At 41.3% G+C, this 13558-nt stretch carries 13 protein-coding genes and 2 pseudogenes; 14 read left to right on the forward strand and 1 reads right to left on the reverse strand.

From position 1 onward, the window contains the following. From O9290_RS15530 to O9290_RS15540, 3 genes and pseudogenes are all read left to right on the forward strand, one after another. Window positions 1-270: pseudogene (locus tag O9290_RS15530) on the forward strand (hypothetical protein); the annotation flags it as partial. Then, on the forward strand, window positions 267-1709 hold the full coding sequence (gene gltX / locus O9290_RS15535) for a glutamate--tRNA ligase (protein WP_288056437.1): 1443 nt from the start codon (window positions 267-269) through the stop codon (window positions 1707-1709). The pseudogene O9290_RS15530 and the gene gltX, both read left to right, overlap by 4 nt. 305 nt (window positions 1710-2014) lie before the next feature. Beyond that, the gene (locus O9290_RS15540) at window positions 2015-3097 is read left to right on the forward strand and encodes an ATP-dependent 6-phosphofructokinase (protein WP_288056435.1); all 1083 of its coding nucleotides are present in this window, start codon (window positions 2015-2017) and stop codon (window positions 3095-3097) included. A gap of 321 nt (window positions 3098-3418) precedes the next feature. Here O9290_RS15540 and O9290_RS15545 read toward each other — a convergent pair whose 3' ends face one another. Beyond that, entirely contained in the window at window positions 3419-4231 is an 813-nt protein-coding gene (locus O9290_RS15545; protein ID WP_288056433.1) for a PEP-CTERM sorting domain-containing protein, read from the reverse strand. A gap of 178 nt (window positions 4232-4409) precedes the next feature. Here O9290_RS15545 and O9290_RS15550 point away from each other — a divergent pair, with 178 nt between their 5' ends. From O9290_RS15550 to O9290_RS15600, 11 genes and pseudogenes are all read left to right on the forward strand, one after another. Then, window positions 4410-4685: a BrnT family toxin gene (locus tag O9290_RS15550; protein WP_052275984.1), complete on the forward strand. Its 276-nt coding sequence runs from the start codon at window positions 4410-4412 to the stop codon at window positions 4683-4685. Beyond that, a complete protein-coding gene (locus O9290_RS15555) occupies window positions 4666-4923 on the forward strand; it encodes a hypothetical protein (RefSeq protein ID WP_079209336.1) in 258 nt (85 codons plus the stop codon). Before O9290_RS15550 ends, O9290_RS15555 begins: the two co-directional genes overlap by 20 nt. Window positions 4924-4990: 67 nt before the next feature. After that, window positions 4991-5287, forward strand: a pseudogene (locus O9290_RS15560) (AvaI/BsoBI family type II restriction endonuclease); the annotation flags it as partial. Window positions 5288-5520: 233 nt separating this feature from the next. Then, window positions 5521-5889, forward strand: coding sequence for a SpoIIAA family protein (locus O9290_RS15565; protein ID WP_079209335.1), 369 nt, complete (start codon window positions 5521-5523; stop codon window positions 5887-5889). 705 nt (window positions 5890-6594) lie between these two features. Next, window positions 6595-7788 (forward strand): lipase family protein, encoded by a 1194-nt coding sequence (locus tag O9290_RS15570; RefSeq protein ID WP_288056429.1) that lies wholly within the window; start codon window positions 6595-6597, stop codon window positions 7786-7788. 73 nt (window positions 7789-7861) lie between these two features. Beyond that, window positions 7862-8632 carry an HAD family hydrolase gene (locus O9290_RS15575; protein ID WP_288056427.1) on the forward strand — a complete coding sequence of 257 codons (771 nt, stop codon included), beginning with the start codon at window positions 7862-7864 and terminating at the stop codon, window positions 8630-8632. Window positions 8633-8844: 212 nt separating this feature from the next. Beyond that, entirely contained in the window at window positions 8845-9354 is a 510-nt protein-coding gene (locus tag O9290_RS15580) for a Panacea domain-containing protein (RefSeq protein ID WP_288087237.1), read from the forward strand. Then, window positions 9326-9538: a hypothetical protein gene (locus O9290_RS15585; RefSeq protein WP_261779574.1), complete on the forward strand. Its 213-nt coding sequence runs from the start codon at window positions 9326-9328 to the stop codon at window positions 9536-9538. The genes O9290_RS15580 and O9290_RS15585 overlap by 29 nt, the downstream gene beginning before the upstream one ends. 299 nt (window positions 9539-9837) lie before the next feature. Then, entirely contained in the window at window positions 9838-11397 is a 1560-nt protein-coding gene (locus O9290_RS15590; RefSeq protein WP_288087235.1) for a GmrSD restriction endonuclease domain-containing protein, read from the forward strand. A gap of 31 nt (window positions 11398-11428) precedes the next feature. After that, window positions 11429-12637 (forward strand): XRE family transcriptional regulator, encoded by a 1209-nt coding sequence (locus O9290_RS15595; protein WP_288058924.1) that lies wholly within the window; start codon window positions 11429-11431, stop codon window positions 12635-12637. A 23-nt stretch (window positions 12638-12660) separates the two neighbouring features. After that, complete coding sequence (locus O9290_RS15600; protein WP_147071845.1) at window positions 12661-13206, forward strand: PIN domain-containing protein; 546 nt, start codon at window positions 12661-12663, stop codon at window positions 13204-13206. Window positions 13207-13558: the final 352 nt, after the last annotated feature.

The raw sequence follows: 13558 nt of genomic DNA on the forward strand, positions 1-13558 counted from the left end.
AGGGAGACTTCATTTATTGAGAGTTTGTTGTTCCTTTCTCACCCTTTGGTAGCTATTCATTTAAGTAGGGAGGCACAATTCTTTGTAGGATGGGTTAGCGGTAGCGTAACCCATGCGGGAGTTGGGTTTCATGCTTCAACCCAACCTACGTTCATCTTATATTTAATTCCACCCACCCACTTAATTTTCTTAATTTCGCGAGTTGGCCTAGGTGAATTTGCCATAATATGGGATATCGTTGCCGCAAAAAACCTAGGAGTTAAATCGTGACAGTGAGAGTTCGTATTGCCCCCAGTCCCACGGGAAATTTACACATTGGAACAGCACGCACAGCCGTGTTTAACTGGCTTTTTGCCCATCATCACCGGGGTAAATTTATCTTGCGCGTGGAAGATACAGATTTAGAACGTTCTCGACCAGAATATACGGAAAATATTCAAGCGGGCCTACAATGGTTAGGACTGAATTGGGATGAAGGTCCTTTTTTTCAAACTCAACGCCTTAATTATTATCGTCAGGCTATTCAAACCCTGCTCGATCGAGGTTTAGCCTATCGTTGTTATTGTACCCCAGAAGAATTGGAAAAAATGCGGGAAGAACAAAAAGCCCGCAATCTTGCCCCCCGTTACGATAATCGTCATCGTTATCTCACCCCCGAACAACAAGCTCAATTCGAGCAAGGGGGGAGAAAAGCAGTAATTCGTTTTATTATTGACGATGATCGAGAAATTATTTGGCAGGATTTAATCCGGGAAAAAGTTATCTGGAAAGGTAGTGATTTAGGGGGGGATATGGTGATCGCTCGTACCTCGGAAAATGGGGAGGAAAACTTCGGTCAGCCTCTCTATAATTTAGCGGTAGTTGTTGATGATATCGATATGGAAATTACCCATGTTATTCGTGGGGAAGATCACATCGCTAATACGGCTAAACAAATTCTTTTATACGAAGCTTTGGGGGCAAAAGTGCCGGAGTTTGCCCACAGTCCTTTGATCTTAAATCAGGAGGGTCGCAAGTTATCTAAACGGGATGGAGTCACTTCGATCGATGATTTCCGAAAACTGGGTTTTCTGCCGCAAGCTTTGGTTAATTACATGACTCTCCTCGGTTGGACTCCTCCCGATTCCACTGAAGAAATTTTTACCCTTGAAACGGCCGCTGAAGTGTTTAGTTTAGAACGGGTAAATAAAGCGGGGGCAAAATTTGACTGGACTAAACTGGATTGGATTAATAGTCAATATCTCCATCGTTTAACCGGTGAGGAATTAGTGCCTTTACTTCTCCCTTACTGGCAAGAAGCAGGGTATAATTTTGATGCTGAAACCGATCGAGCTTGGTTGATCGGTTTGGCTACTCTCATCGGTCCGAGTTTAACTCGTTTAAGTGATGCTGTCGCTGAAAGTCGCTTACTTTTAACCCCTCTGGCTAATTATAATCAGGAGGCTTTAAGTCAATTACAATTAGAGGGAGTTAAGGATATTATCAAGGATATTCTCGCCGCTATTACTCCCGATTTGACCGGAGAAGTTGCTAAGGGAATTGTTGAGACAACCACTAAAGCCCATCGGGTTAAAAAAGGTCTGGTGATGAAGTCTCTACGCGCCGCTTTGATGGGGGAGTTACACGGTCCGGATTTAATGCAGTCTTGGCTACTTCTCAATCAAAAAGGTTGGGATATATCCCGTCTTCAGCAAGCAGTAAATAGTTAAATTGATTGGCTATCAGTTATCAGAAAATTTCTTGTATATTAGGGTTGACAAATGCCCTAAGATTGCTATATACTTTCTAGTATAATGGGAATCCGTGTCGCCCTGCATACCCTGCTCGTGATCGATTGACCAGTATTAAAGTTAAAAACCCGGAGGTGGGTCAAACTTCCTGCTAGGGGGACTGAGGGGACAGGGGCGGATTTTTCCCCTAGCTGTCAGGGACGATCTAGAAACTTTCTTAATTTTCAGGCATTATCCGCAACTTTTCCCTAAATATAGATTTGTTGATCTCCTGACAAAAACCTATGGGTGAAAAAAAACGAATTGGAATTCTCACCAGTGGTGGTGACTGTGCGGGTTTAAATGCCGCCATTCGTGCCGTTGTCCACCATGCCAGTGGCAATTATGGCTGGGAAGTGGTGGGTATTCGAGAAGCAACTAACGGATTAGTTAGCCGTCCCCCAAAAACCACTATCTTTGATATTGAAGGAGTCGATCGCCTGTTGGTGATGGGAGGAACAATTCTCGGTACTACCAATAAGGGGGATCCCTTCGCTTTCCCGATGCCCGATGGAACCCTGATCGATCGCTCTCAGGAAATCATTGACGGCTATCATAGTCTGGGACTGGATGCCCTGATCGGCATCGGTGGCGATGGTAGTCTGGCGATTTTGCGCCGTATTGCCCAACAGGGAGGCATTAATCTGATTGGTATCCCCAAAACCATCGATAATGATGTGGGAGCTACAGAAGTCTCCATCGGCTTCGATACAGCTACTAATATCGCCACAGAAGCCCTCGATCGGCTCCATTTTACCGCCGCTAGTCATAACCGGGTGATGATTCTAGAAGTTATGGGTAGAGATGCCGGCCATATCGCCCTAGCTGCCGGTATTGCGGGGGGGGCCCATATCATTCTCATTCCCGAAATTCCCTACCGATTAGAGAAGATCTGCGAGAAGATCCGGCAACGGCAGCGTCTGGATAAACAGTTTTCTCTGATTATTGTCTCCGAGGCTGTGCGTACCGAAACTGGCAATCGCTTAGTGCAAAAGGAAGCCCTAGGAGAAGATCGTCTCGGGGGTATCGGTCGCTATTTAGCCGAAGAAGTTGCCAGGGAAACCGGGGCCGAAACGAGAGTGACTTTCCTGGGCCACATTCAAAGGGGGGGCATTCCTTCTCCGATCGATCGCTTACTGGGGGCAGCTTTTGGCGTGGCGGCCGTAGATTTGATCGCCAGGAGGGAATTCGATCGCATGGTCGCCTGGCAAAATCGGCAAGTGGTCAGTGTTCCCATCGAGGAGGCGATTAAAACCTATCGCGTCGTCGATCCCGAAGAAACTTTAGTCAAAACCGCCAGGGGTTTGGGTATTTGTCTAGGGGATTGAGATTAAATCTAGGGGAATCGGTGCGAGAATTAACCCTTAAGTATCGCCCTTTCCCCACCGATTAAAATTACCCCTCAAATAAAGAAGTTATTTCACCATTAAGATAACTGCTGTAATTAACTTCCGTTATGGCATAAAATTACAATATCTATTAAATTTTACCCTATCGGTACAAAAAATCTTTTTCTACCACAAGAAACTACTTTTGAGCAATTAATTAATAAAATTTAATAAGTAGAAGCACAGGCAAAAAATAAAACCCCCTCAACTGACTGAATGAAGGGGCATTTATGGTATTTTTGTCAGCAATTTAGCCTACTTTTATGGTTTGAGTTTGCGCTTGAGGGTTGAAGCTGCGCCGAGAGTGCCGAGAGCTAGGAAGCTGAGGGTTGAGGTTGGTTCGGGAACTGGTGGAATCTGTGTCTTCAGGCTAAGAATAAAGCTTCCACCATCCCCAGCAAGTGTTAGGCTAGGATTTCCCCTTAGCTTAATGTTCAAGGCGGAAAAAGTCCCCAATAACTCCACAGAACCGTAAGCGGAACGAGTACCAGTAGTCGGAGGGGGAGTGAAGGGAGAAAGACCAACGCCAGTAAACGGATTCGCATCGGCGATGATTTTGTTCGTGGTATCGACTGTTAAGCCATCGCCGCCACCACCGTTACCGCTCACTAAATTGAGTGCGATCGAACCATTGCTCGGATCAGAAAAATCATAGATCATCCCGTCAAGATTGGCAACGTGAAAGGTGGGATTGGTCACGGGCGAGCTAAACTGAATCTTTAAAGTCGCAGTCTGGCCAGTCTGATTAAACATTGTATAACCTACCCGATCACCTAAACTTTGGGATGGAGTATAGATGCTGCTGTAGCTGTATTGAGGGGTAGTATTATCGATTGTTGTTCCTTCCCAACTTGTTGGGTTAATACCTGCAATCGTAAAGTTAGGTCCGCCACCAGCGAGTATAGAACCTGTAACGTTCACTCCCCCTAGGGTTCCCGCGAATGTTCCTGTGCCAGGTCCCCCAGAGGTAAAGGTATTCAAGTCAAGGAAAACTACTGCTGCTTTCGCTTGGGGGGTCGCAATGAAGATACTGCTTGTGAGCGCAGTGATGGATAACAGTGAAACAAATTTCATTTTTTAGTGGTTTTAAGATAAACGCCACAAACTATACACACTTATCCCCCCCCCGTTGTATCAAAAGCTACAATTTAATAAATCTTTACATTCTTCTCCCTAGTCCCTCGCCTTCGGGAGCGATAGGTTAGTATAGAGTGGGTGAAAACAATTTTTCTCCATTGATTTCGGGTATCTCATGCGTATCCAATGGGATGAAGCCAAACGACAGCGAGTTTTAACAGAACGTGACATTGACTTCACTCGGTTAAACGATCTGCTTTACAAACCTTACATCGAAGACCAACGCTCTGAGCAGCCAGAACAATATCGGATTGTTGGCTTTGCGGGCGGAACGTTAACAACATTCATCGTAGAATACAGAGTCGATGAAGTCGGTGATTACATTTGGGTTGTCACCGCTTGGAAATCAACTAAACAGGAGCGCAAAAGCTATGAGGAAACAGTCAACTGAAATTAAAGATATTGAGGAAATTGCTCAACAAGCACATCTAGGGAAAGATGTCTCTGAGCATTTCACAGGTAATTTTCAGGTTAAGCAACAGATTAATCTTGATTTTCCCCCGGAATTACTACGAAGCATAGATGTAGAGTGTCAATTGCAGAACATGAATCGTCAGGATTGGATCAAGATGGTTTGCGTTGAAAAACTCCGTGCAATTCAATCTAGCAGAATAGCCAATACTGTTTAGTGGGGTCAAAGTATCCTACGCTACAGTTTAATAAATCTTTACATTCCTCTCCCTAGCTTAGGGATTGAAACAAACCTTACAATCTCCTGATTTATACATTGCTTTGGGAGAATTGAAAGGTGGGATTGATCCCGCAGGAGCAGATGAACATTGGAAAACTGCTCGTACTGCTTTGCAGAGAATTGATGATGCTTTTAGAAAAATCTCTAAGCATCCTTATACTTTTTTTATCAGCACTGCTATTGAAACAAAAATGGCTAGGGAAATTTATCAGCAATTAGAGACGAAAAAACTCACCAATGCCGCTAACTTAACCAATGATAATCAACTGGTTTCAATTATGCGTTGGCTATGCCATCTTTAAGCTTAATTAATATCTAGAAAATTACCAGTCAAATAAAGTCCAGTTGGGTTGGTTAGCAACGCATAAACCACCCAATTCTGATTAGATGGCAAGAAGAATTAACCAGCCTAATCTTTGTGTCTTTGTGTCTTTGTGGTTATTTTCTGCGATCGCTTATTGATTTTGCCTCAATCTTTGTCCCACTATTTGTGATAGTATATAGTTAGACTTCGACCATTTGGGAGAGGCAAACTATGATAGATTATAATTTAGACGCGGCGCATAGCATTCTGTATATGCAACCTACATCTGCACTTGCGGCGGAAGATTTCATCAAGATTGCGGAGGCAGTGGACCCCCACATTGAAGCCACTGGTGGCCTTGCTGGCGTAATCATCGAAGTTCCCACGTTCACTGGTTGGGAGAGTTTTGGTGCCTTGGTTGCTCATTTCCGGCTGATACGCGACCATCACAAGTACGTCAGTAAGGTTGCAGTGGTGACTGATTCCACTCTGGTTAAACTGATTGAAAGTCTGGCTTCCCACTTTGTCGCCGCTGAAGTCAGGCAGTTCCCGTGGGGGGAAACTGAGGTAGCGACCCAATGGGTCTTGGGCGGCTCCTGATTCTCTGACAGTACAATAGACATCTCCAGCAATTAACCTCAATCTAGCCTGAATTTTGGAGGTGTCTAATACACGGTTAGACGAACCGCTGGTCCACTAGGAGATATACTTGATCTGGATTACTCGAGTTCTGCAATATCTGCGATTGGGGTTTCAACTTCTAGTCTGGTTTCTGGTACAAACTACTACCTTTCTGGTAGCTACAGTGGCAATGTCTTCACCATCAGCGCCGATGGTAGTAGCTTAGATACACTGATTATTCAAGGTGCTGAGGCTGCTTTTTCAAGCAACGCTTCCTCGGTTCTTTTGGGATTGGTTAATAGTAATAATCTGGTGGCAGATAACTTTATTTAACTTCATCGGGGAGATGAAGTAGTCCAGTAGGGTGGGTTAGCAATGCGTAACCCACCGCCATGATTCTGGGCAGTGCCAAATTGCTGTGTTAGAGTGATAAATACTAGGAATAATCGGTAAATCTTCCAAAGATATCTACTATTTTTGTGTAAAAGTAGTAGAAACTATGGGATTATCCTCAGAGGATTGGTCAGTGGAGAGAGAACCTAAATAATCACTCCACCATCTCTTGACAAATCGCATTAATTGTGCATTACTATATCTCGCTCCATCCTGATATTTTTCTGAAGCTAGAAGGGTATATTAAGAAGGTAAGAGATTCCGATCAACGCTTATTGAGATCAACCTATTATGCTGATTTACTTTATTCATGGAGTGGCCACAAGAGACGCTAGTTATGCCAATAAATTAATCAAACTAATTGAAGAAGAATGTAAACGCAAAAATCTGGCGATTCCCTACTGTTATGCAGGATTTTGGGGAAATGTCCTCAAAGGAACCGAAAAATTATGGCGAGATATCGAGCAAGAATTACAGACACAAAAACAGAAAAATAGTAATTTTAACCCCGAGCAATCCTTTCGCTATCAAAATTTTAGAAAAGAGTATTTATCTTATTTTATTGGTGACGCATTTAGCTATTTGGGCAGCGATCGAGGAAACCAAATTCGCCGCATTATTGCCGACCAATTAATCGATCTTGTTCAAGCTTATCCCCAGGAAACCGAATTACATATAGTTGCCCATTCTTTGGGTACTGTAATCCTTTGGGATCTGTTATTTTCCCAGCGTTTTGACCTTCAGGATCCCGCTCACGAAATTCGTGATCTTATCGGTAAAGAACGGGGCAAACTTTCCCTATCTACTGTAACAACAATGGGTTCACCGATCCCATTTTTAAATCTAACTCTAGGCATTGATACTAATCAAATTGAAAAATTTATTAGCCAGCATCAAGGCCCTCGTTTACTCTGGAATAATCTGATCAATTCCTCCGATATTATCGCTTATCCAATCCGTCCTCTTTTTGATTCCATAACCGATGTATCCAAGATGTTAATGAGCGATTATTATCTAGAAGCGACTGGTAATATTTTTGATTCTGTAGAAATTGCTGCCGTAGTCTTGAATTCCCTTAATGCTCATACCTATTACCTAGCATCAGATAAAGTGGCAAAAAATATCGTAGAGACAATTTATTTTAATCAGCAGGATTATAATCATGGCGATAGTTACAGTCATAACACTTGTGTTGATCTTGCCATAGAAAGAATAGCTAAAATATCTGGAGTGACTAAAGATCTGGTAAAAATGAAACCTCTAAAAGAAAAAATATTACTAGAAGGTAAATTTAAAGATGCCAGTGGTTATATTTATTTAAGCTCAGATTTATATCGTGTTCATCATGTTTATATACAGGACAATCACCAAAATATCGTATATGCTGTATATGTGGGCTGGATTCATGTAGAGGGATTGAAAAATTCGGTTACAGAAATCATCAGACAGCTATGTTATATCAACGATGAAGCAAAGAATAGCTAATAGCGTGATGTCTTGGACAATTTTTTAATTTTCGCTGCGCTATACTGCCATTATTGAGATTAAACCAGCATTTATGAATCAATCCCCCCGTATTCTAGCACTCGATTTTGATGGTGTTCTTTGTGATGGCATGATCGAGTATTTTCAGATTAGCAAACGCACCTATGAAACCCTTTGGCCGGAAATAATTCCCGAGGATTTTTTCCCGAGGTTTTCGCAACTTCGTCCCGTTATCGAAACCGGTTGGGAAATGCCTTTACTGTTGCGATCGCTCGTTCTCGGTATTCCCGACGGGGAAGCTTTAAATAATTGGCCGTCAATTGCTCAAAATCTGCTAGAAAGGGATAAAATAGCGAAAAAAGTTCTCTCAAATGCCCTCGATGGTCTTAGGGATCAATGGATTGAGTCGGATCTAGAGTCTTGGTTAGCCTTACATCAATTTTATCAACCCGCAATCGATCGCCTGGCCTCTCTTTTAGACTCGGATTTTTTGGTCTATATTATCACTACAAAAGAAAGCCGTTTTGTCAAGCAATTGTTACAAAAAGTAGCAATTAATTTTCCGGCAGCGAGATTAATTGGCAAGGAAATTAAACAGCCAAAATACCTGACTATTCAGCAAATACTAGCTGATTTACCAGAATCTCCCGCTAATTTGTGGTTTGTCGAGGATCGTCTCGATGCGTTGGAATTAGTACAGCAACAAGCAGATTTAAACGATGTGGGCTTATATTTAGCCGATTGGGGATATAATACGGCTCAAATGCGCCAAAAAGTTGCTCAAGATACCCGTATTAAGCTTTTATCCCTATCTCAATTTGCGGCAGACTTTACCCACTGGTAGAGTCGGTGACGAAAAATACCAAAACTTCGTCCATTCCCCCATGAGCATTGTTAAGCTTTCTTCATACACTTGTACTAATTGTCAATTTCTTCTACAATGGTCATAGGTCGATATTCCAAAAATTTTGTGGATCTATGATTGACTGCCTGACTGTGGCTCGCTACTTTATTATCAGAGCTTACGAGGATGGTATAGACGCTGAAATGACTAATATGAAAGTCCAAAAGCTTCTATATTATGCACAGAGCTTGCATTTGGCCCTATACGATGAACCATTGTTTAAGGAGGAAATTCAAGCATGGCGTTACGGTCCGGTTTGTCCTGCTGCTTATAAGTTCTACAGTGATTTTGAGGCTGAACAATTACCAATTCCTCGCCAAGAATGCCTGTCTGGGCTGCCATCGGAGAAAAAAGAACTTTTAGCAGAAATTTGGCAATATTTCGGTAACTACCACGCCTATCGGTTGAGTGACATGACTCACGCGGAATTTCCTTGGAAAAAGGCTCGTAAAGGTCTGCCACCAGAAGAAAGTTCCACAGAGCCAATTCTCCTTGATGATATGAAAGCATTAGGTTATCAAAAGCTTGATTTGATAGAACAGGAACATCCGGCCTACAAAGCAGCCATGTCTGAAGTTTTGAAGGAAGCATTGGCGACGGAATCTTCTCATCCTATTGCGAAAGGAGAAGTGCATGACTGGCTCAATTCCCTTCTCGATTGAATCTTCTGACAACTTCGAGCGCTCTTTCAAAAAACTGGCAAAAGTTCACAAAAATAGCTTTGTTGAACTTATTGCCAAAACTTTAGAGGATTTAATCGACGACCAATATCCCCATAACTCCCGTCAGGAACCTCTACCGGGGAAAATTCAGTTGCCAGGGCAAGCGCATCTTAACAATCCTTGACAAAATGAACTTTATGTGAGTTGTTTACCCACGATTCAGGAATATTTGAGGAGAATTTGCCATCTCAATTGTTAAGCAAAAATCGACCAAATGTTAAGATTTTGTAACTATTCTGATTGACTGGTATCACCTGAAATGCCCACGCGGATCACAAAATTGGCCAATTGTCAATAGCTTTTGAGATGCTCTCACCCTGCAAAAACCCCATAAATTTCTAACAATGTCAGCATAAAAGAGTTAATATATTAAGAGATCGCCTGTACGACATTATTACCTTTCTCTACCCGCACGACAGACTTATGGTTAAAGTTAATCTGGATGCTTTAATTCCGCGAGAAGACTTTGAAATCAAAGCCAGCACTAAACCAATTAAGAAAATAGAGTCTATCGCTATTAGGGATATTACACCTGATTCATTTTTTTTTCCCGTTGTTCGTAAGCCCGACTTTCAAAGAGAGACGAATGAATGGGATGAAGAACGAGTATGTCAGTTTATTAAAAGTTTCGTAGAAGGTGATTTGATCCCAGCTATTATTTTATGGCGTAGTGAAAGTGGATTAATTTTTGTTATAGATGGCAGTCATCGATTAAGTTCATTGATAGCGTGGGTAAATGATGACTACGGAGATGGTTTACTATCAAAGCCTTTTTATAATGGTATTGTTCCTGATGAACAATTAAATATAGCCGATAGAACCAGAAAACTGATCGATAAAAAAGTTGGATCGTATCAGAACTTCAAACTAGCTTTAGAAAACCCAGATAAAGTTAGGGATGATATTGTCAATAATGCTAGAGAGCTAGGAGTATTAGCCATTCAGCTTCAATGGGTTGAAGGAAATTCAGAAAAAGCTGAAGATTCTTTTTTTAAAATAAATCAACAATCTACTCCGCTTGATACAACTGAAATTAAGCTGTTGAGATCCAGAAGAAAGCCAAACAGTATTGCAACACGAGCAATTATAAATAGTGGAACGGGGCATAAATATTGGTCAAGCTTTTCTAAGGAAAAGCAGTGTCAAGTACAAGAACTGGCTAAAGAGATTAACAATATACTATTTAAACCACCTCTACAAACTCCTATTAAAACTTTAGATTTGCCCGTGTGCGGAAAGCTATACTCTAATGAAACCTTATCCATGATTCTCACTTTTGTTAATATTGCCAATCATGTTGAAGATGAAAATCCAAATATTGAGAATGATGAAACAGGAGAAACAACGATAAATTTTTTGAAACAAGCTAAAAAAGTTGCTCAACGGTTTAATAGTAATCATCCTTCGTCTCTTGGCTTACATCCGTTACTGTATTGTTATTCTCGATCCGGAAGATACCGTACGGTTTCTTTTCTCGCAACTGTTTATTTTGTTATCAAGCTAGTAGAAACAAAGCATTTAAATGGCTTCATAAATATCCGAGCAGAATTTGAGCAATTTTTATTTGACTATAATTACTTAGTTTCCCAAATCATGAGCAAATATCGCTCTGTTCAAAAAAGCTATAGACCTATTGCTGAGTTTTGGTTGAAAATTGTTGAAGGTTTAAAGAGTAATAAAAAAATAGATTTTATTCTAGAAGATATTGTAAATAATAATTTTAATTACTTAAAAATCGGATATAGCCATGATTTGCCAACTTCAACATCAGCAGTATCACAAAATTTTAGTCAAGACCAAAAGAGTGAAATTTTTATCTTGGAAACATTTTCACAAGCTCCGCGTTGTCAAATTTGCAACGGACTGATTCACTGTAACTCTATTTCCATCGATCATAAAAAACGCAAACGAGATGGAGGTTCGGCAAATGTAGATAATGGACAAGTTACCCATCCTTATTGTAATACAGGCTATAAAAACTAACTTTATTTAACGAAAATCGAGAATTACAATCATGACGAATAATATCCTCGATCGCATCAATCCCTACGACTTAGGAAAACGACTCAAACAAGCGAGAGAACAGCGCGGCATGACGCAAGAAGCGGCGGCAAAAATTATCGAGGTGGCGCGGACAACCCTAGTCGCAATTGAAAAAGGGGAGCGCCGTCTTAAATCCTCAGAATTAGTAAACCTTGCTCGCGCTTACGGTAAAAGTGTTAGTGATTTTCTTGTCTTAACCCCTCCGATTGAATCTTTCGAGGTACAATTTCGTTCCGCTTCTCGTCGTGGTGAAGCGGAAAAAACGGAAGTACAGTCTGTGATCTTGCGCTTCCAAGAATTCTGTCAAAATTACCTTGAATTAGAAGAACTAATGAAGTCGCCTTTACCCCGTAACTATCCCCCCGAATATCATCTAGATGATACTTTTCCCATTAATATTATCGCCGAAAGTATCGCCAATGCCGAAAGACAACGATTAGGTTTAGGAGATAAACCGATTTCGCTATTACGAGATATTTTAGAGCAAGAAGTAGGAATCAGAATTTTTTATCTGCCCATGCCTTCCCAATCGAAATGCTCAGAAATGTACAGTTACAATGAAACCATAGGAGCTTGTATCGCAATTAACGCTAATCACCCGCGAGAACGTCAACTGTGGTCATTAGCCCACGGTTATCTACATTTTTTAGCCCATCGTTATCAACCTGTGATTGATTATCTCGATGAATATCAAAGAATGCCTAAAAGTGAACAATTGGCGGAAGCTTTTCCGAAATATTTTCTCATGCCCACCAGTAGCTTACTGAAACGTTATAATGACATTAAACAATCGCAAGGTAAATTTACTCCTACCCATTTAATTACCTTAGCTCATTACTACGGTGTCTCGATACAATCACTATGCTATCGATTGGAAGAAATGCAATTGCTGCCATCAGGTACTTATAACAGATTAAAGGATAGTAGATTTAAAATCCGAGAAGCACAACAGGAACTAGGCTTAGAAAATAATCCTAATAAATCCTACGATTTAACTCCTACTCATTATCAACATTTAGCGATCGAGGCTTACAATCGAGAACTAATTACTGAAGGTGCTTTCGCTCATTTTTTAGGTGTTGATCGCCTAGAAGCTCGTCGGCTCGCCGAGATATTGCGTGAACCATCACAGGAATTAACCGAAGACTACAGAGATATTGATTTAACTAAAATCAAATAAGTAGGGGAGAGGCTATTAACCTTATGCTGAAGCGATCCTTCCCTATTGTTTTCGATGCCTGTTGTGTTTTTAATCTGATAGCTTCTGGTTGTTTTTTAAAAATCATTACGGCTATTCCCACTCAAATTATGATCGCGCAAACAGTTTGGGAAGAGGAATTGATTAACTTCGATCGCTTTGAAGAAAGTGACAGACTCCAGCTAGATGAATCGGTTAATAACGAAATCATCCAAATTGTTGATTTTGAATCCGAATCAGAAACTGATCTTTTTGTCAATTATGTCGCTATTTTAAAAGATGATGGAGAGTCGGCCAGCGGAGCGATCGCTATTTCCAGAGGCTGGGCAATTGCGACGGATGACAAACAGGCAACGAACTTATTTCGACGGGAAAAACCAAACCTAGAAATCCTCTCGACTCCTGAAATTCTGCAATATTGGGCGGAAAAAAATAAGATTAGCGATCAAGATTTGAAAAACGTTCTCAAATCGGTTCGAGTCAAAGGACGATATTCACCCCCGCGAGAACATCCTCTGGCGAATTGGTGGGCGAGCATTACCCAGAATTAGAAAAATACTGGTATAACTCGTCAAATTTTTAGATAATTTTGCAAAAAAACTCGATTTTATCACTCTCTCGTGCTTTAAATGTCTGATCGATCCATTGCCTCGATAGAGAAATAAAAAACATCAGAGCGAACGTCAACCGCTCAGTGGATGGTACAGGCCGAGAATACCATATCCACTCCCCGCTCACGCCCGAAACCGTAGAGACAATCCTCGTTGACACTCCCCGCTCTAAAGAGACGGGGATTCTTGGTTCACAGAGATTACTTGCTTAGACAGAATTGCTTCTGAAAAAGTAGAGGTATTCTCTCCCCAAGCGTTTATTGGATCGAGCCCAAAGGTTCCGGTATGCCCT

It is taken from the genome of Microcystis sp. LE19-41.2A (assembly GCF_027530405.1).
Lineage (GTDB): Bacteria > Cyanobacteriota > Cyanobacteriia > Cyanobacteriales > Microcystaceae > Microcystis > Microcystis aeruginosa.